This is a genomic window from Mesorhizobium sp. P2_E6, assembly GCF_056403835.1.
Window position 1 is genome coordinate 337,824 of record NZ_JBFUEQ010000002.1, and the last position, 19,061, is coordinate 356,884.

General features: G+C 62.6%; 20 protein-coding genes. 15 read left to right on the forward strand and 5 right to left on the reverse strand.

The annotated features are described in order from the left end of the window. Positions 1–12 precede the first annotated feature (12 nt). The 5 genes from AC1D08_RS06310 (at position 13) to AC1D08_RS06330 (ending at position 6,148) form a co-directional block, all read left to right on the forward strand. Positions 13–777, forward strand: coding sequence for an SDR family oxidoreductase (locus AC1D08_RS06310; protein ID WP_457152681.1), 765 nt, complete (start codon positions 13–15; stop codon positions 775–777). Between the two features lie 437 nt (positions 778–1,214). Next, on the forward strand, positions 1,215–2,189 hold the full coding sequence (locus tag AC1D08_RS06315; RefSeq protein ID WP_457153778.1) for an ABC transporter substrate-binding protein: 975 nt from the start codon (positions 1,215–1,217) through the stop codon (positions 2,187–2,189). A 77-nt stretch (positions 2,190–2,266) separates the two neighbouring features. Beyond that, the gene (locus AC1D08_RS06320; protein ID WP_457153779.1) at positions 2,267–3,346 is read left to right on the forward strand and encodes a quaternary amine ABC transporter ATP-binding protein; all 1,080 of its coding nucleotides are present in this window, start codon (positions 2,267–2,269) and stop codon (positions 3,344–3,346) included. Next, a complete protein-coding gene (locus AC1D08_RS06325; RefSeq protein ID WP_457153780.1) occupies positions 3,343–5,325 on the forward strand; it encodes an ABC transporter permease in 1,983 nt (660 codons plus the stop codon). The genes AC1D08_RS06320 and AC1D08_RS06325 overlap by 4 nt, the downstream gene beginning before the upstream one ends. Positions 5,326–5,341: 16 nt before the next feature. Beyond that, entirely contained in the window at positions 5,342–6,148 is an 807-nt protein-coding gene (locus AC1D08_RS06330; RefSeq protein WP_457153781.1) for a hypothetical protein, read from the forward strand. 15 nt (positions 6,149–6,163) lie between these two features. On the opposite strand, the gene AC1D08_RS06335 is transcribed toward AC1D08_RS06330, so the two are convergent. Beyond that, entirely contained in the window at positions 6,164–7,522 is a 1,359-nt protein-coding gene (locus AC1D08_RS06335) for an NAD(P)-binding domain-containing protein (protein ID WP_477422766.1), read from the reverse strand. A gap of 313 nt (positions 7,523–7,835) precedes the next feature. Here AC1D08_RS06335 and AC1D08_RS06340 point away from each other — a divergent pair, with 313 nt between their 5' ends. After that, on the forward strand, positions 7,836–8,561 hold the full coding sequence (locus AC1D08_RS06340; protein ID WP_457153361.1) for a helix-turn-helix domain-containing protein: 726 nt from the start codon (positions 7,836–7,838) through the stop codon (positions 8,559–8,561). Here AC1D08_RS06340 and AC1D08_RS06345 read toward each other — a convergent pair. Genes AC1D08_RS06345 through AC1D08_RS06360 form a run of 4 tightly spaced genes read right to left on the reverse strand, consistent with a single transcriptional unit; the run spans position 8,558 to position 12,341 of the window. Continuing rightward, positions 8,558–9,598 carry a heme-dependent oxidative N-demethylase family protein gene (locus tag AC1D08_RS06345; RefSeq protein ID WP_457153360.1) on the reverse strand — a complete coding sequence of 347 codons (1,041 nt, stop codon included), beginning with the start codon at positions 9,596–9,598 and terminating at the stop codon, positions 8,558–8,560. The genes AC1D08_RS06340 and AC1D08_RS06345 overlap by 4 nt on opposite strands. 9 nt (positions 9,599–9,607) lie before the next feature. After that, complete coding sequence (locus tag AC1D08_RS06350) at positions 9,608–10,573, reverse strand: PDR/VanB family oxidoreductase (RefSeq protein ID WP_457153359.1); 966 nt, start codon at positions 10,571–10,573, stop codon at positions 9,608–9,610. Next, complete coding sequence (locus AC1D08_RS06355; protein WP_457153358.1) at positions 10,570–11,166, reverse strand: dimethylamine monooxygenase subunit DmmA family protein; 597 nt, start codon at positions 11,164–11,166, stop codon at positions 10,570–10,572. Before AC1D08_RS06355 ends, AC1D08_RS06350 begins: the two co-directional genes overlap by 4 nt. A gap of 41 nt (positions 11,167–11,207) precedes the next feature. Beyond that, positions 11,208–12,341, reverse strand: coding sequence for an aminomethyl transferase family protein (locus AC1D08_RS06360; RefSeq protein WP_457153357.1), 1,134 nt, complete (start codon positions 12,339–12,341; stop codon positions 11,208–11,210). 287 nt (positions 12,342–12,628) lie between these two features. On the opposite strand from AC1D08_RS06360, the gene AC1D08_RS06365 reads away from it, so the two are divergent. The 9 genes from AC1D08_RS06365 to AC1D08_RS06405 all read left to right on the forward strand — a co-directional run bounded on the left by AC1D08_RS06365 (position 12,629) and on the right by AC1D08_RS06405 (position 19,024). Beyond that, positions 12,629–12,916 (forward strand): hypothetical protein, encoded by a 288-nt coding sequence (locus AC1D08_RS06365; protein WP_095088227.1) that lies wholly within the window; start codon positions 12,629–12,631, stop codon positions 12,914–12,916. A gap of 13 nt (positions 12,917–12,929) precedes the next feature. Further along, positions 12,930–13,307, forward strand: coding sequence for a hypothetical protein (locus AC1D08_RS06370; RefSeq protein ID WP_095088224.1), 378 nt, complete (start codon positions 12,930–12,932; stop codon positions 13,305–13,307). A 32-nt stretch (positions 13,308–13,339) separates the two neighbouring features. Beyond that, complete coding sequence (locus AC1D08_RS06375) at positions 13,340–13,501, forward strand: hypothetical protein (RefSeq protein WP_095088222.1); 162 nt, start codon at positions 13,340–13,342, stop codon at positions 13,499–13,501. A 14-nt stretch (positions 13,502–13,515) separates the two neighbouring features. After that, on the forward strand, positions 13,516–14,910 hold the full coding sequence (locus AC1D08_RS06380) for an APC family permease (protein WP_095088220.1): 1,395 nt from the start codon (positions 13,516–13,518) through the stop codon (positions 14,908–14,910). Between the two features lie 45 nt (positions 14,911–14,955). Then, entirely contained in the window at positions 14,956–15,645 is a 690-nt protein-coding gene (locus tag AC1D08_RS06385; protein ID WP_457150335.1) for a hypothetical protein, read from the forward strand. After that, positions 15,642–15,971, forward strand: coding sequence for a hypothetical protein (locus AC1D08_RS06390; RefSeq protein ID WP_477413725.1), 330 nt, complete (start codon positions 15,642–15,644; stop codon positions 15,969–15,971). The genes AC1D08_RS06385 and AC1D08_RS06390 overlap by 4 nt, the downstream gene beginning before the upstream one ends. Before the next feature lie 85 nt (positions 15,972–16,056). Then, positions 16,057–16,953 carry a class II glutamine amidotransferase gene (locus AC1D08_RS06395; protein WP_457150333.1) on the forward strand — a complete coding sequence of 299 codons (897 nt, stop codon included), beginning with the start codon at positions 16,057–16,059 and terminating at the stop codon, positions 16,951–16,953. A gap of 4 nt (positions 16,954–16,957) precedes the next feature. Then, positions 16,958–17,689: a GltB/FmdC/FwdC-like GXGXG domain-containing protein gene (locus AC1D08_RS06400; protein ID WP_095088211.1), complete on the forward strand. Its 732-nt coding sequence runs from the start codon at positions 16,958–16,960 to the stop codon at positions 17,687–17,689. 6 nt (positions 17,690–17,695) lie between these two features. Beyond that, positions 17,696–19,024: an FMN-binding glutamate synthase family protein gene (locus AC1D08_RS06405; protein WP_027023053.1), complete on the forward strand. Its 1,329-nt coding sequence runs from the start codon at positions 17,696–17,698 to the stop codon at positions 19,022–19,024. Positions 19,025–19,061 lie beyond the last annotated feature (37 nt).

Consider the following 19,061-nt stretch of genomic DNA (forward strand, 5'->3'; position numbering starts at 1 on the left):
GGAGGGCTATCAATGGATCTTTTCAAGCTGGACGGCGATGTCGCGCTGGTCACCGGCGCCGGCAGCGGCATCGGCCAGGCAATCGCGATCGGACTGGCCGAGGCAGGCGCCGACGTCGCCTGTTTCGGCCATGCTTCGAAAGGCGGGTTGGACGAAACCGCTCACCGGATCACGGCGCTCGGCCGCAAGGCGCTGGTGCTGACCGGCACGGTGACATCGCTGAGCGATCTCGCGACGGCGATCGATCGCCTAGAGAGTGAACTCGGTGCGCTGACCGTCGCCGTCAACAATGCCGGCATCGCCGGGTCGGAAGCGGCCGAGACGCTGTCGCTGGAGACATGGCAGAAGGTGCACGAGGTCAATGTCGCCGGCGTGTTCCTGTCCTGCCAGGCCGAAGCCCGCAAGATGCTGGCGCGGCGCAAGGGCTCGATCATCAACATCGCCTCGATGTCGGGCACCATCGTCAACCGGGGCCTGACGCAGGCGCACTACAACTCCTCGAAAGCCGCCGTCATCCACATGTCGAAGAGCCTCGCCATGGAGTGGGCCGACCGCGGGCTGCGGGTCAATGTCGTCAGCCCGGGCTATACGCTGACGCCGATGAACAAGCGGCCGGAGGTGGCGGAAGAGGTCAAGATCTTCAAGCGCGACACGCCGATGGGGCGCATGGCGGCGCCGGAGGAAATGGTCGGACCGACGGTGTTCCTGGCCAGCCGCGCGTCGAGCTTCGTCACCGGCCTCGACCTGATTGTCGATGGCGGCTACGTCTGCTGGTAGGATGGAAGATCTGGCGACCGGGCTCCACTTCGCCTGTAGTCTGAAATTATGCGTCCCGCGGGCGTTAGTCGTTGCGCGACATGAACGTTGGTATATATAATTTCATCCTATGAAACGGTCCTGGCGAGATGGAGCTTGCCGGGCCGACAGCCGAGATCATGGGACCTTGATGGCTCGCACCTTGCAGGGCGCCGCAAGACTGGAAATTGATCCGCAGGTGATCGCTTCCGCAGCGATCCGTCGGCAGCCATGACGCTGACCCTCCAGTCCCATTCGACCATCAGCAGAATTGAGCGCCGTCTTGCCTGCCTTGGCCAAAGCCAGGGCGACAATTCGGCGCCGACGGCCTTGCGCAACGACCAACCTTTCCAACACAATCAAGAAAAGCCGCAAGAAGGGAACGACCGATAATTTTCACAGCTTGAAGGAGAACAAGCATGTCATTTCGCAGCCAGATCTCGAAACTGTCGATGGGCGCGGTCGCGCTCGCGTCCCTAAGCCTGCTGACACCTTCCGCCCAAGCCGCTGCACCTGAATCCAACGACCCGATCAAGATCGCGCTGTTCGACTGGACCAGCGTCAACCTGAATGCCAAGATCCTCGGCGGCATCCTGGAAAAGCTCGGCTATACCGTCGAATACCCGACCGCGGACTACCTCTCCAGCCTGACCACCGGCCTCACCAATGGCGACCTCGACGTCGGCCTCGAGTTCTGGGACACGACCGCCGGCGAAGCCATGAAAGCCTCCGACGCGACCGGCCAGACCGAACGGCTCGGCAAGCTCGGGCCCAAGGCCAAGGAAGAGTGGTGGTTTCCCGAGTACATGAAGGAAAAGTGCCCGGGCCTGCCCAATTGGGAAGCGCTGAAGGACCCGAAATGCGCCGAAGCATTTTCGACGGCGGAGACCGCACCGAAGGGTCGCTATCTCGGCGGCCCGGTGACCTGGGAAGGCTTTGACGACGAGCGTGTCGAGGCACTGAAGCTGCCCTTCACCGTCATCCATGCCGGCACCGACGCGGCGATGTTCGCCGAGCTGGACTCGGCCTATCAGCGCAAGGCGCCGATCATGCTGTGGATCTATTCGCCGCATTGGGCACCGGCCAAGTACAAGGGCGAATGGGTGCAGTTCCCCGAATACACACCCGAATGCTACAATGACCCGAAATGGGGCGTGAACCCGGACGCCAAATATGATTGCGGCAAGCCGCATGGCGAGATCTGGAAGTACTCCTGGTCCGGCATGAAGGACAAGTGGCCGGTCGCCTACAAGGTGGCAAAGGCGTATACGATCGATACCGATGAGCTCAACAAGATGAGCGGCGAGATCGATCTCGGCGGCAAGGCGCCGGAAGACGTCGCCGCCGCCTGGATCGCTGCCCACGAGGCAGACTGGAAAGCCTGGGCGCAGTGATTGTTCCGACTGGAGAGATGAGACCCGGCTGTTGATCGGCCGGGTCTCGATTCCTGATATTCCAGAAGGACGATTGGATGACGGATAGGACTGAACAGGCACCGACGCAGCCGGGCAAGGATGCCCGCCCGATTAAGCTTGCCTGCCGCAATGTCTGGAAATTGTTCGGATCGAACGCGGCCAATTTCATCCGCGAGCGCGATGGCAAGGCCAGCATGGCCGACGTCACTGCCGCCGGGCTGGTTGGGGCCGTGCGGGCAGTCGACCTTGAAATCCGCCAGGGCGAGATTTTTATCATCATGGGCCTGTCGGGGTCCGGCAAGTCGACGCTGGTGCGCTGCATGTCGCGGCTGGTCGAGCCGACGCACGGCAAGGTCGAATTCGAAGGCAACGACCTGCTGAAAATCTCGGATTCGGCACTTATCGAATTGCGGCGCCACCGGATGGGCATGGTGTTCCAGAATTTTGCGCTCTTGCCGCATCTCAACGTGCTTGAAAATATCGCCTTTCCGCTCAGCATCCAGGGACAGGACCGGCCGACGCGCGAAGCGCGGGCGCGTGAGGTCATTGAGCTGGTCGGATTGCGTGGCCGCGAACATTTCTACCCGCGCGAACTTTCCGGCGGCCAGCAGCAGCGTGTCGGCATCGCCCGCAGCCTGGCGACCAAACCGGAAATCTGGTTCCTCGATGAGCCGTTCTCGGCGCTCGACCCATTGATCCGCCGCGAGATGCAGGACGAGTTGATGAGGCTGCAGACCATGCTGCACAAGACCATCGTCTTCATCACCCATGATTTCGACGAAGCGATCCGGCTGGCCGACCGCATCGCCATCATGAAGGACGGCGAGGTCATCCAGATCGGCACGCCGGAAGAGCTGGTGGTCAACCCGGCGACCGACTATGTCGCCGAGTTCACCCGCGACGTCGACCGCGCCAAGGTGATCTCGGCGCGCAGCCTGATGCGGGCCTGCGACGGCACCGCGCATGGCGGCACCGTTGCGCCAGATGCCAAGATCGCAAGCTTTTCAGCGGAGATCGTATCCGCCGGCAAGCCGTTCGCGGTGGTCAACGGCACCGGCAAGCCGATCGGCGAGGTGACGCCGCAAGCGGTGATCGACCTGCTGGCCGGCATCGATCGCTCGAGGGCCGGCGCATGACGGTGACGGCTGGCGCCAGCGAGGCAAGGGCGCGTCCGGTTCAGGTCTGGCTGATCGTCTGGGCCTCGGCGCTTGCCGCCGTGCTTGTCGTGTTCCTGCTGCGGGACAGCCTGCCCTGGGCCGTCAATTATCCCGCCAGCGCAATCGTGCCGGTCGCCGACTGGGTCGGCGCCTTGATGGGCTGGATCAAGTCGAACCTGTCGTGGCTGACGCGCTCGATCACCGCGGTGCTGGGCGTGCCGCTCGACTTCGCACTCAACCTGCTGGCCAAGAATTTCAAGATCGGTCACGGTGCCGACGGCTATGTCTTGCCGCGCTTGTCCTGGGTCGGCGTCTGCGCCGCCGCCTTCCTTGCCGGGCATGCCGCCGGTGGCCGGAATCTCGGCATGCTGGTCGGCGGCTGTTTCCTCTACATCGCACTGTTCGGCCAATGGACCAGCGCCATGCTGACGCTGGCGCTGATCTCCATCGCCGTGCCGTTCTGCATCGTCACCGGCCTGTTCGCCGGCATCTGGGCGTGGCGCAAGCCATGGGCGGAAAGGCTCATCGTCTCCCCTGCCCTTGACCTGATGCAGACGATCCCGACCTTTGCCTATCTGATCCCGATGCTGCTCCTGTTCGGCAACAGCCCGGTTTCGGCGATGATCGCGACCGCCATCTTCGCCACGCCGCCTATGGTGCGGGCGACGATGCTTGGGCTGTCGCGGGTACCCTCCGAGATCGACGATTTCAGCGAGATGGCCGGCTGCACGGCGCGGCAGAAACTGTGGCGGGTGCTGTTGCCCTCGGCGCGGCCGACGCTGATGGTCGGCGTCAACCAGGTGATCATGCTGGCGCTGAACATGGTGATCATCGCTTCGATGATCGGCGCCGGCGGGCTCGGCTACGACGTGCTCTTGGCGCTACGCGCGCTGAAGGTCGGCGAGGCGATGGAAGCCGGTCTCGCCATCGTCGCGCTGGCGATCGCGCTCGACCGGCTGAGCCAGGCGATCGCGCACAAGCAGGCAATGGGCCATGTTCATCGGGAATTGAGCCCCAGCTTCTGGCGGCGCTATCCCAATTTGACGCTGGCTATCGCCATCCTTGTCGTCACCACGCTGCTCGGCCTGTTCGTGCCGGCCTTCGCGGCGGTGCCGAAGGCGATCACCTTCACCACCGCGCCGCTGTGGAAGGCAGCGGTGAACTGGATCACCATCAACTTCTTCGACACGATCGAGGCGTTTCGCGTGGCGCTGATCCTCAACGTGCTGAACCCGCTGCGCGCCTTCTGCGAAGGCTTTCCGTGGCTGGGCGCGGTGTGCCTGCTCGGCCTTGCCGGCTATCAGCTCTCCGGCCTGCGGCTCGCGGCCCTGGTTGCCGCACTCACCGCTTTCTGCGCCGTCACCGGGCTGTGGGAAAAGACCATGGCGACGGTCTATCTCTGCGGCATCTCGGCCTTCATCGCTTGCCTGATCGGCATCCCCATTGGCCTGATGGCCTCACGCAGCGACCGTTTCGAGAAGATCGTCACGCCGATCATCGACACGCTGCAAGTGCTGCCATCCTTCTGCTTCATCATCCCCGTGGTGATGCTGTTCCGGGTCGGCGACGTCACGGCGATGATCGCAACGGTCGCCTTCGCCGTAGTGCCGGCCATCCGTTACACCAATCACGGCATCCGCCAGGTGCCGCCAGCGCTGATCGAGGCGGCAAAAGTGTCGGGTTGCACGCCGCGCCAGACCTTCTTTCGCGTGCAGCTTCCGCTGGCGCTGCCCGAAATTATGCTGGGCGTGAATCAGACGATCCTGATGGCGCTGGCGATGATCATCATCTGCGCCATGGTTGGCACCCGCGACCTCGGCCAGGAAGTGTTCATCGCGCTGTCCAAGGCCGATTCCGGCCGCGGCATCGTCGCCGGCCTCGCCATCGCCTTCATCGGCATCGTCGCCGACCGGCTGTTCAACGCGTGGACGGCGAAGGCGCGGGCAAGGCTGGGTTAGTCCAATTTGGTGCCGAATGTCTGAGCCAGGCGATCCGCCCTTTACCGTCCTCGTTTTCGACATGGCCAGAACCGGCGAGCCGGACGGCGAACATCTCGTCCCGGGCTTCGGCACGCTGGAGGCGGCGACGGCCTATGCCGTCGCGCGGGTTCGCGCCTCGGTGGAGGAACTGCGCAAACCCGGCATCGCGGCCGCTGAGTTGCGCCAGCTCTGGCATCTCTACGGCGAAGACTGCTCGGTATTGAGCAATCCGGTGCGCGGCAGCGATCTTCTCGACGAGTTCATCGCAACGCCGGCGACGCCTGCCGAATGCGACTGGCAGGCGCTGGCGCCAAGGCTGCGCCGCTTCCACGCCACCCTGTTGATCTCCAACGACAATGACGAGTCGGTCTGGGCCGGAGGCTTTTTCCGCGAGCCGTACAGGCTGTCGGGGCAAGGCCTGCTCGACCGGTTCCGTGACGACGCCATCGCCGCCTTCAATCGCCAGCGCATCGTGCCGGCGGTGCCGACCAAAATCCTTGTCGCCAATCATTTCGAGCTTCCCGACCCGCCGCATCCGCCACTTGGCGACACACCGCCGCTGAGATCCTGGAAGATCGAGATCGAATTCGTCTGCCACGATGTGAAATTCGGCGCCAACGCCGACGGCATCTTCGCATGGCCAGAGGAGCCGGGCGGACCAACCCTCGCCGCCATGACATTCCTGCTGATGGCCGACACGCTGGCAGTGCGCGGCGATGGCCCCGACTTTGCCAACACCAGCGACGTGCTGTCGGTCAAGGTGACGGAGACCGACGCTCCGCCCGACTATCCGCTGGATTGAAGTCGGCGCGCCTTGCTACTCCGCCGCGACGCCTTTCACCTCGAGATAGCTCTCCATCGAATCATCCAGCGCCTGCAGCCAGGGTGTATGGTGCAGCGGCGCCATGGTGCCGGTCATCAGCGAGCGATAGGCGTGGTCGCGGAAGCTCATGATGTCTTCGCCCTTGTGGTGCTCCCACTCCATGAAGGTCTTGTTGACCGCCTCGACGTCGAAGCCGGGATAATCGGTCTGGTCCATCAATTCCTTGGTGTAGTCGCCCTGGAACCAGATCATCTGTTCGGCGTCCTCCAGCGTTTCCTCGCGCGCCCGCCATTTTGCGCCATGCGCGGCCATCGCCTCGGCCGACGGCAACTTGATACGGCCCATGATGACATCGCGGGCGAACCAGGCCTGCGCGTCGAACATGTTGAAGGTGTAGAACTGATCCTGCATGCCAATGAAGGACAGCTTCGGGTTCTTCTCCCAGACGACGCCCTCATAGAGCCCGTCCGGCCACATGCGGTTGGCGGTCTTGAGCTTCAGATCCTCGGTGAGGAAGGGGAAGGAGTGGAGATAGCCGGTGCACAGGATGATGGCATCGACATCCTTGGTGCTGCCGTCCTTGAAATGGGCGGTCTTGCCGACGACCTTTTGCAGCAGCGGCACCTCTTTCCAGTTCTCCGGCCATTTGAAACCCATCGGCTTCGAGCGGTAGCTGGAGGTGATCGATTTGGCGCCGTATTTGTAGCACTGCGAACCAATGTCCTCGGCCGAATAGGAGCGGCCGATGATCAGAATGTCCTTGCCCTTGAATTCCATCGCATCGCGGAAATCATGGCTGTGCAGGATGCGGCCGTTGAAGGTCGAAAATCCCTCGAAATAGGGCACGTTGGGCACCGAGAAATGCCCGGAGGCGACGACGACATTGTCGAACTCTTCCGAATAGGTGATGTCGTTGGTGCGGGCATGCGCAGTGACGGTGAATTTCTTCGTCGTCTCGGAGAAGGTCACCATGCGCACCGGGCTGTTGAAGCGCACCCATTTGCGCACGCCGGATTTCTCGACGCGGCCCTTGATGTAATCCCACAGCACGGCGCGCGGAGGATAGGAGCCGATCGGCCGGCCGAAATGCTCCTCGAACGTGTAGTCGGCGAATTCCAGGCATTCCTTCGGTCCGTTCGACCAGAGGTAGCGGTACATCGAGCCGTGCACGGGATCGCCATGCTCGTCGAGGCCGGTGCGCCAGGTGTAGTTCCACAGGCCGCCCCAGTCGGACTGCTTTTCGAAGCAGACGATCTCGGGAATGTCGGCGCCCTTGTCGGCGGCCGACTTGAAGGCCCTGAGCTGTGCCAGGCCGGACGGCCCGGCTCCGATAACGGCAACGCGACTTTTCATTGCAGGCCTCCCGATCTGATTTCGACTTTTTGTTTGACGCAATCCCGGACGGAAAACCGTTTCACACTTTTCCTGGAATTGCTCTTACGAAACAAATTTCACTCACAGGACAGTAATTGGCCCGTTCGTGCTGTCAACAGTTCCTGTGTCGAAACAGCGTTTCGGCTGTGAGGATTTCGCGCAAAACCTCGCGCGACCAAACACCGGATGGGTGCATGCGCCTTCAGGCGACTTGCCGTCGCGGTTGCGCTCATGTATCGGCACCTGACATGTTCACCTAGAGTGAAATAAATCCGCAGAGTCCGAGGGCGACATGGCCAACAAGATTTCCGATCCCAACCCTGGTGCCGGCCCTGCCGGCGCAAAGGCCAAGCCGCTGCCCAAGGTTTCGTCGGACGGCAAGACCATCCGGGCGCCGCTGACGCAGAACCCGCACGCCATTCGCGACACCCGCGAAAAAGTGCTGGAGGTCGCGATCGGCCGCGAGGTACGGGCGTTCCGCAAGAAGCTCGGCATCACCGTCGCCGATCTGGCGGTCGCCACCGACATTTCGCTGGGCATGCTGTCCAAGATCGAGAACGGCATCACCTCGCCGTCGCTGACCACCTTGCAGGCGCTGTCGCGGGCGCTCGGCGTTCCGGTCACCGCCTTCTTCCGCCGCTTCGAGGAGGAGCGCAGCGCCGTCTTCGTCAAGGCCGGCGAAGGGCTCGACGTCGAACGTCGTGGCACGCGCGCCGGTCACCAGTACAATCTGCTCGGCCATATCGGCTCCAACACCAGCGGCGTCGTCGTCGAACCCTATTTGATCACGCTGACCGAGGATTCGGACGTCTTCCCGACCTTCCAGCATGAGGGCATGGAGTTTCTCTATATGCTCGAAGGCGAGGTCGTCTACCGGCACGGCAGCAACCTCTATCCGATGAAGCCCGGCGACAGCCTGTTCTTCGACGCGGACGCGCCGCACGGGCCCGAACAGCTAACGCAGCTGCCGATGCGCTACCTCTCGATCATTTGCTATCCGCAGAACAGCGCGGGTTAGTCCGGCCCGAAGCCTGGCGATGTCGGGCTGCCGTCGTCGAGCTTCGACAGCCACTCGACCAGCGTCGGGCGATAGCGCGTCAGGCCCTTGTAGTTGGCGAGTTCGTCCGGAAGGTCTCGGATGACGCGGTGCAGGCGGCGTGCCCATTTCGGCTGCGTCACCAGTTCGTCCATCTTGATCAGATAGCAGCGAATCGGAAAGACGATGCCGTTCGAGCGCGGCAGCCGCCAGAAACTCTGCAGCTCGACGCGCAGGTGCACCTTGTCGCCGACATTCTCCGGCGTCACCGTGGTCCGGTCCGGACCCCATTTGTGATAATTTTCCGGGCTGGTATCGAGGCGCGGATTGATGGTCATCGTCCAGTTTAGGCGCCGCGCCGGCTTGCCTTGCTGGATGTTGGTGAGGAATTTCAGCGCCCGGGTGAAAATCCCCTTTTCATGCGCCAGCGGCACCGGCGCGTGCCACTCGAAGAAGTTCATGCCGATGTCGAAATCGAGCGACCAGTCGGCCTGGGTGGTGACCATGCCGGCATCCATCCACAGATTGCCGTCGCGCTGGTCGAGGATGCAGAAATCGCCTTGGCTCTGCCGGGTGATGTACTCCATCGGCCCGTAGGGCAGCGTCGAGGTGTCGCCGAAAGTGAAGGTGTCGTCGATGCCGAGCGGCCGGTTGATCCAGCGCCAGCGATCGCCGTCGCGGGTCAGCGTGAAATGCTCGGGATAACCCAGCGCCTGCTGCTCCATCAGGAGCTCCAGCAGGTCCCAGCCGGCCAGCGTCATGTGTGGCAGCGACTGGCAGCGCAGCGGATCCTCGGCCAGCACCAGCGCGCGGTCCTGCATCTCGGCGACATAGTGCTCGTCGACGTCGATCAGGTTTTCCAGCACGCTGCCCTTGGGTCCGACGACATGCGGCTCGATGTTGACCGCATACATGTAGGCGTCTTCGTGGAACGGGAACGGGAACCGCCGAATGTGCTCCGGGCTGTTCTTGAAGGTGAAATCGTCGCGGAACGTTTCCTTGCGAAAAGTGATTCCCAAGCTCGCCTCCTATCTTTCCAACACCAGCGACCGGCCCTCGAAGCGCGACACGCACGGCATGATCTTGCAGCCCGAGCGGTGGTCTTCCTCACTCAGCCAGTGGTCGTTGTGGATGAACTTGCCGTCATACGAGATGACATTGGTTTCGCACTGGCCGCAGACGCCGCCACGGCAGAGATAGGGCGGATCGACGCCGGCCGCCTCGATCGCTTCGAGCAGGCTCTGCTGTTCGTCGACCCTGATCGTCTTGCCAGTTACGGCAAGCGTCACGTCGAACGGCAGGCCGGGCTGGGGCGCCGCGAAATGCTCGAAATGCACGGTTTCGGACGGCCAGCCCAGGGTGGCTGCGCGCTCACGCACCCAGTTGATCATGCCGGCCGGACCGCAGACATAGAGATGCGTGCCGAGCGGTTGCGACGACAACAGCCGGTCGAGCTCGATGCGCTCGTCAAGGTCGTCATGATAGAGCCTGACCCGTCGGTCGTAGCGCTCGCGCAGCACATCGGCATAGGTGCCGAGCGAAGCGGTGCGGCAGGTGTAGTGCAGTTCGAAATTGCCGCCTTCCGCCGCCAGCTGCGCGGTCTGCGCCATGAACGGCGTGATGCCGATGCCGCCCGCCAGCATCAGGTGCTTTCTGGCGCGCAGGTCGAGCGAGAACAAATTGACCGGATAGCTGACCACCATTTCATGGCCAGGCCGGACATTCCTGTGCATGAACAGCGAGCCGCCGCGGCCGACATCGTCGCGGCGCACGCTGATCGTGTATTCGCGCGTGTCGAGCGGCGAGCCCATCAGCGAATAGGGATTGAGCCGGGTGCGCTCGCCGTCGCGCATCTCGACCACGACATGGGCGCCCCCGGAAAAGGTCGGCAAGAGCTGGCCGTCGCGGCGGCGGAAATGGAAGCGGGTGACCAGCTCATTGACCGGCACCACATCGCTGACCACGACATCGAGTTTTGTCGTTCCGGTGCTCATCGAAAAATCTCCTCCATCGGAGGAATCTCGCTGCGATCCTCAGCGTTGATGCAGACACCCTGGAACGCCGCGATGCGCCTGGAATAATGGTCGCGCACCAGAAGCAGCAGGCCGCAATGCGCGCAGGTCGCCGGCTGCGTCGTCACGTTCTCGGTGATACCCTTGCAATGCACGCACTGCATGCGCCGTGCCAGCGAGCCGCGATGCTCGGTCTGGATCGAGGTGTGATCGATGCCGGCTTCAAGGGCGGCCTGCATCGCCTGGCCGATCAGGCCTTCGGTGCCGGAGAGATAGAGGCGCAGGCCCATATGCGCATTGGCCAGCGTCTGCCTGAGCCGCGGCAGCAGGCTGGCAAAGGACGGCGCCTCATGAAACTGCGCCGGCTTCAGCGCTTCGAGCGCTGCGGCGTGCTTGCCGTCAGGGCCAGGGATGAAGACGATTTCGGCGCCGTCGAAAAACCCTGGCGGGGTCCGCTCGGCCATCTCCGCTATCGCCAGCGCGCCCTCCGCATCCGCCACGAAAAGATGGTGCTTGCCGGGCTGTGGAGACAGCGTTCCGTAAACGGGCCGGCTGATGATGCTTTTGGCTGCCATTTAAGTCTTCGTGCCTCGAACCCCTCGCTGTTGACTATGCCTCAACCTTTGGCCGTGCGCTTGGTCTTCTTGGGATCGTCGAAGGGGAGCGGCTGCGCCGTCGCCTTGATCGAACCGCTTTTGTTGCGAATCTCGAGCTTGGTGTCCTTGACCGCGCAGTCGACGTCGAGCCGGGCGATGCCCATCGACTTCTTCACCAGCGGCGAATACATCGCGCAGGTCACCACGCCGACCTTCTTGCCGTCGCGATAGACCGGCGCGCCCTCGTCGGCCGGCTCCTTGCCGTCGAGCAGAACGCCATAAATCTTGAAGCGTTCCTTGCCCTTGAGGCGGTAATGCTCCTCGGCGCCACGGAAGCCAGTCTTGCCGGGGCTGACGGTGAAGTCGAGGCCGAGCTCCCACAGCGTGTCGCCGGGACCTTCATTGTCGAACGGGTATTTCTGCGAATTGTCGTAGGGATAGAACAAGAGGTAGCTCTCGACGCGCAGCATATCGAGCGTGGTGAAGCGGCACGGAATGATGCCGGCGCTCTTGCCCTCGTCGAGAATCCTGTCCCAGATCGTGCCGGCATCCTGGCCACGGCAGAAGATCTCGTAGCCGCGCTCGCCGGTGTAGCCGGTGCGTGAAATCATCACCGGAAAGCCGAACAGCTGCGTCTGCATGTGATGGAAATAGTTGAGATCGCGAATAGCAGGCACATGCTTGGCCAGATAATCGACGGCGGTCGGTCCCTGCAGCGACAGGTCATGCAGATTGTCATCGAAGCGCAAGGAGACGTCGCGCCCGACGGAAGCGCGCTGCAACTCCTCATGGCCGGTGCCGGAGCCATGCACGACCATCCAGGAATTCGGTCCGGTGCGGTAGAGGATGCAGTCGTCGGTGAACTTTCCCGCCTCGTTCAGCATGCAGGCATAGGCCGACTTGCCGGGATAGATCTTCTCGACGTCACGCGTGGTGGCCAAATCGATCAGGTGCGAGGCGTGTGGCCCGGTGATGTGGACCTTCTTGAGGCCCGAAACATCCATCAGCCCGGCCTTGGTGCGGATGGCGACGTACTCTTCGTCGGCGTCCTTGTCGTAGGTCCAGGCAGTCCCCATGCCGCTCCAGTCTTCGAGCTTCGAACCAAGGGCGCGATGGCGATCCGCCAGGGTCGAAAATCTCCAGGATGCCGTCATCCGCTCGTCCTCCGTTTCGAAAAATCGTTTGCTGTTCCCTGCCCCCTGCACAGTGGCGGGGGCTTTGGCCGAATATTGACCGCAAACATTCGAGCGCCGCAATACCCATAAGCAATTAATTTCATTGTCAGGCAAAATCCGTCGCACGAAGCAAACGGTTAACCCAACGTAAAATCGGCTTGACAATTGCGGAAATCGGACGGAATTTATGAAAAAAATTTCACTCTCTTGAAAGAGGGCGACGCGCGGTGGATTCGGAACCGTGCGTCGGAAAAAGGGGAAAACCGATGTCAGACATGCAGCAGCGCATTGAAGCGCTGTACCGTTCCGACGTGCGCGGATCCGTGCTCCTGATCGTCTGCCTGTGGGCGACGATCCTCTTCGTCCTCCTCATGACGTGGCCATACATCCCCGATAGCGGCATCAAGGTCGTCGTCGCGATCGCGGCGGCCGCCGTGCTGATCTTCAACACGGCCGCCATCCTGGCGATGGTCAAGCACTACAAGGAAGACAAGGACTTCATCTACGGGCTCGACATCAAGAACGCCGACGCGTTCCGCAACCGCAAGTCCTGAAGGGGTACAAGATATGTCGCGCTACAAACCGCCGGAGCAGAGCAAGGCCGGACAGATTTTCGATATCGTCGTCGTTGTCGTCGCCATCTTCGTCGCCCTGTGGCTGCCGCTGAAACTCGGGCTGGCGGGTGCGGCGAAATCGATCGACGCACTCGATACCAAGACCTGGGAGGCGCTCGGCCAGAACGCGACCATGGCCTCGATCTGGGAAAAGCTCGGCTACACGCCCGAGACCGCGCACGACATCATCCGGAACCGCTTCCACTATGTCATCGACTGGCCGACGCTGATCATCATGGCCGCGGTGCTTATCGGTTATTTCGTCTTCCTGTTCCGCGCCTCCGACCGCGAATATCGCGAAGTCATCAACGAAAAGTTCGACGACAAGTAAAAACTTTCCACGCACAATCGGGGGACACGATCATGTGGATGGCACTCTCCTACGCATGCTGGGGCATCTCGATCGTGCTTGCCCTGTGGATGCTCTACGACTGGTTCAAGGTCGACACGACCTTCTCAGAAGAGGTGCTGACCTCGTCGCGCGAAGGCGAATTGGAAGCCGTTTCCGAAAAACACCGGATTTGAGTGGGGATTGAACAATGACGATCACACTTGAACCGGTAATCCACGGGGACAGGGTCTCACTGCTGCGCGTGCTCGGCCCGGCCCATGTCTGGGCGCTCGGAGTCGGCATCGTGCTGGTCGGCGAATTCACCGGCTGGAATTTCGCCGCCGACAAGGGCGGCGCACTCGCCGCGCTGATCGTCTGCTGGCTCGTCGGACTGCTCTACACCTCGGTCGCGATGATCGATTCCGAAGTGACATCGACCGTCGCCGCCGCCGGCGGCCAGTATGCGCAGGCAAAGCACATTGTCGGGCCGCTGATGGCCTTCAATGTCGCCCTGTTCCTGGTCTTTGCCTACACCATGCTCGAAGTGTCCGACGCGATCCTGCTCGGCGACACCATCGTCGCCAAGGCGGGGGTCGAAGGGCTCACCCACAATTCCTTCATCGCCGCCACCATCGTGGTGCTGGCTTGGCTGAACTATCGCGGCGTGCTGATGACGCTCAACGTCAACTTCGTCATCACCGCAATCGCCTACATCTCGATCGTCATCCTGTTTTTCTCGGTCAGCCCGTGGACGCAGGGCGCCGTGCTGAAGCTCAACGAACTGGTCACACCCGACAACGCCCTGCCCTATGGCTGGATCGGCGTCATCGCCGCCTTCCAGTTCGGCATCTGGTACTATCTCGGCATCGAGGGCACGACGCAGGCGGCCGAGGAAGTGCGCTCGCCTGCGCGCTCGCTGCCCTACGGCACGATGGCCGGCATGATCACGCTTTTGATCGCCGCCGCCATGACCTGGTATGTCTGCGCCTCGATGATGCCGTGGGAATATCTGGGCATCACCTATTACCCGCTGTGGGACGCCGGCAAGCTGACCGGCAGCCCGTTGCTTGAGAACCTGTTGTTCATCGCGACGCTGCTTGCCGCGCTGGCCTCCGCCAATGGCTGCATCAACGATGCGGCGCGCGCCTGGTTCTCGCTCGGCCGCGACCGCTACCTGCCGACATGGTTCTCGGCCGTGCATCCGAAATACCGCACGCCCTATCGCTCGATCCTGTTCCTGCTGCCGATCGCGCTGGCCTTCGCCTTCATCGCCGACCTCAACCAGGCGATCACTTTCTCGATCCTGTCGGGTGTGCTGCAATACACGTTCATGAGCATCAACATCGTCATGTTCAGGAAGAAATGGCCGCTCGGCTCGATCCGCCGCGGCTATACGCATCCGTTCCATCCTCTGCCGGCGATCGTGCTGTTCTGCCTGTGCGTGGTGACCTTCTTCGCCATCTTCCTCGGCTTCGGCTCACAGCTGATCGCCATGGTCGCCTTCTATTTCCTGATCTCGCTATGGTTCCATTTCTACCGCTACAAATTCGTGCGGCGTGGCGATCAGTTCACCATGCCGTGGCCGAAGCCGCAGGGTTATTGATGGGAGTAGGCCCGTCCGGATCCTGGACGGGCCTGGCATGACAAAATGTCCGAGGTGACGTCAGCACTCTTTGCCGGAGCAATTGTCCTGGCCCTCGTCCTTCATCTTGCCTGGCTGGCGCGCGCCAGCCGCAACAGGGCGTCAGTGGCGCTCGCCATCGAGCATGCCAGCGTTCGTACCGTCATTGCCGACGCTGCCGATGTTTCGGACGGCACCGCCGGTGTCATCACATGGGAAGGTTCCTGGAACGGCCGACGCGTCCAGGTGCGCACGATCGTCGATACGCTGGCAACACGAAAACTTCCGGCACGCTGGCTGAGCGTCTCGATCACCGAGCCCGTGTCGGTGCCCGGCACCTTCGACATGATGATGCGGCCGGGCTCGCCGACGACCTTCTCCAATTTCGATCATCTCGACCATACGCTGCCGAAGGCTCCGGGATTTCCAGCCGAGGCAGTGCTGCGCACCGATCGCAGGGGCGCGCGTTTTCCCCAAGGCATCATCGCCAGCCATGTCGAGATCTTCTCCGAAGGGCGCGCCAAGGAACTGCTGATCACACCCAAGGGCATACGCATCGTCTGGCTGCTGGCCGAGGCCGAGCGGGCACGCTACGGCGTGTTCCGGCAAGCCGAATTTGGGGATGCCACACTTGACCCAGTGCTGATCGAAAGACTGCTGGTGTCGGTGTCGGCACTTCGCGACGCCATCAACAAAAGCGATCGGCAGGCCGCATGACCAGTTCCGTCACTGTACCCGCCCCTCCCAACCCGTATCTGGTGCTCGGCGCGGCAATCGTTCTGCCGGCGAGCGGACACGTCATTCTGGGCGTGCCGGTGCGCGGCCTGCAATTTCTTTTCTTCATGGTGATCCTGGCATGGGTCACCGCCAAGATCGCACCGCCGGACGCCAGCTTTGTCGGCCGTCATGCCGGCGGCTTCCTGATTTATGCGTTGTCGATCCTCGACGCCTACAGGATAGCCCGCATCCGCACCGCCAAATGGGTTCACAAGGTCCGACGAGACAATGATGGCGCGCAGACCGGCATTGAGAAACATACGTAACTGGAGGAATATTTTTTTCATACGATTGAATTCAGGGGACTCATTCGGTACATCATCTCAGAGCTGCAAACACCGGGAGGCTGACATGTGTGGAATTGTCGGACTGTTTTTGAAGGACAAGTCGCTGGAACCCCAGCTTGGCTCGATGCTGTCGCAGATGCTGATCTCGCTCAGCGATCGGGGTCCGGACAGCGCCGGCATCGCCATCTATGGCGCGCCTTCCAGGAATGAGGCCAAGATCACCATCCAGTCGGCCAAGCCGGAACGCGATTTCCGCGGCCTCGATGCCGAACTCGCCAAGGCCATCGGCACGCCAGTGACGATCACTGTCAAATCGACCCATGCGGTCGTCAGGACCACGCCTGACAAGATCGACGAGGCGCGCGAGGCGATCCAGGCGCTGCGCCCCGACATCCGCATCATGGGCGCCGGCGACGTGGTCGAAATCTACAAGGAGGTCGGCCTGCCCGAGGCGGTGGTCGACCGCTTCGACGTCCGCAGCATGACCGGCACGCATGGCATCGGCCATACCCGCATGGCGACGGAATCTGCGGTGACGACGATGGGCGCGCATCCGTTCTCGACCGGGGCCGACCAGTGCCTGGTGCACAATGGTTCGCTGTCCAACCACAACAATGTCCGCCGCGAACTGATCCGCGAAGGCATGACCTTCGAGACCGAAAACGACACCGAGGTCGCAGCCGCCTATCTCTCCTCGCAGATGGCGCATGGCAAGAATCTCGGCGAAGCGCTGGAGGGCACGCTCTCCGACCTCGACGGCTTCTTCACCTTTGTCGTCGGCACCAAGAACGGCTTTGGCGTGGTGCGCGATCCGATCGCCTGCAAGCCCGCCGTGATGGCCGAGACCGACCAGTATGTCGCCTTCGGCTCGGAGTATCGTGCGCTGACCAAACTGCCCGGCATAGACAATGCGAGGGTCTGGGAACCCGAGCCCGCAACCGTCTATTTCTGGGAGCATTGAGTTCATGCCGGCAACCAAACTTTCAAAGACGGCGGCGCACGACCACGCTTCCCGGGTCTTCGACCTCGACCAGATGTCGTTGCGCGAGCTCAACCAGGCGCTGCATAATCTGGCGCCCGGCTCGAATGAAACGGCGTGGGAAGTGCTGAACCCGAAAGGCAATCATTCGGTCGCCGTCGGCGTCGACCAGCCTGTTACCATCGATGTGCGCGGCAGCGTCGGCTATTATTGCGGCGGCATGAATTCCGGCAGCGCCATCACTGTGCATGGCTCGGCCGGGCCCGGCGTCGGCGAGAACATGATGTCGGGTTCGATCACCGTGAAGGGCGATGCCAGCCAGTATGCCGGCGCCACCGGCAAGGGTGGCCTGCTGGTCATCGAAGGCAATGCCTCGTCGCGTTGCGGCATTTCGATGAAGGGCATCGACATCGTCGTGCACGGCAATATCGGCCACATGTCGGCCTTCATGGCGCAGTCCGGCAATCTGGTGGTGCTGGGCGATGCGGGCGATGCGCTGGGCGATTCCATCTACGAGGCGCGACTGTTCGTGCGCGGAAAGGTCGACAGCCTCGGTGCCGACTGCATCGCCAAGGAGATGCGGGCCGAACACCTGGAGTTGCTGCAAGGCCTGCTCGACCGTGCCGGCGTCACCGGCGTCAAGCCGTCGGACTTCAAACGCTACGGCTCGGCGCGCACACTCTACAATTTCAATATCGACAACGCCGACGCGTATTGAGGCAGCATGACCTACAGGAACCCGCCGACGACGCCGCGCAAATCCGCGACCTTCGACGACTACACGCTTTCTGAAATCCGCCGCGCCGCGGCGACGGGGATCTACGATATCCGTGGCGCCGGCGCCAAGCGCAAGCTGCCGCATTTCGACGACCTGCTGTTCCTCGGTGCTTCGATTTCGCGCTATCCACTGGAAGGCTATCGCGAGCGCTGCGACACCAGCGTCGTGCTCGGTTCACGCCATGCCAAGAAGCCGATCGAACTCAAGATCCCGATCACCGTCGCCGGCATGAGCTTCGGCTCGCTGTCCGGCCCGGCCAAGGAAGCGCTCGGACGCGGCGCGACCCTGTCGGGCACCTCGACCACCACAGGCGATGGCGGCATGACCGAGGAAGAGCGCGGCCATTCGAAGACGTTGGTCTACCAATACCTGCCATCGCGCTACGGCATGAACCTGCGCGACCTGCGCCGTGCCGATGCCATCGAAGTCGTCGTCGGCCAGGGCGCCAAGCCCGGCGGCGGCGGCATGCTGCTCGGCCAGAAGATTTCCGACCGCGTCGCCGAAATGCGCACGCTGCCGAAAGGCATCGACCAGCGCTCGGCCTCGCGCCATCCCGACTGGACCGGGCCCGACGATCTCGAGATCAAGATCCTCGAACTGCGCGAAATCACCGACTGGGAAAAGCCGATCTACGTCAAGGTCGGCGGCGCCCGCCCCTATTACGATACGGCGCTTGCCGTGAAAGCCGGCGCCGATGTCGTCGTCGTCGACGGCATGCAGGGCGGCACGGCGGCCACGCAGGAAGTGTTCATCGAAAATGTCGGCCAGCCGACGCTTGCCTGCATCAGGCCGGCGGTGCAGGCACTGCAGGATCTCGGCATGCACCGCAAGGTGCAGCTGATCGTCTCCGGCGGCATCCGCAACGGCGCCGATGTCGCCAAGGCGCTGGCGCTGGGCGTCGATGCGGTCTCGATCGGCACGGCTGCCCTTGTCGCGCTCGGCGACAACGACCCACGCTGGGAGGCCGAGTACAACGAGCTCGGCACCACGGCGGGCGCCTATGACGACTGGCACGAGGGCCGCGACCCGGCCGGCATCACCACGCAGGACCCGGAACTGATGAAGCGCGTCGACCCGGTCGCCGCCGGGCGCCGGCTGGCGAACTACCTCAAGGTGATGACACTGGAAGCTCAGACTATCGCCCGCGCGTGCGGCAAGAACAGCCTGCACAATCTCGAACCCGAGGACCTTGTCGCGCTGACGATCGAGGCCGCCGCCATGGCCGGCGTGCCGCTGGCCGGCACCAACTGGATACCGGGGAAGAACGGCTTCTGATCAACGAAGGGCCGAAGCCCACACGCTCTGGGGCCAC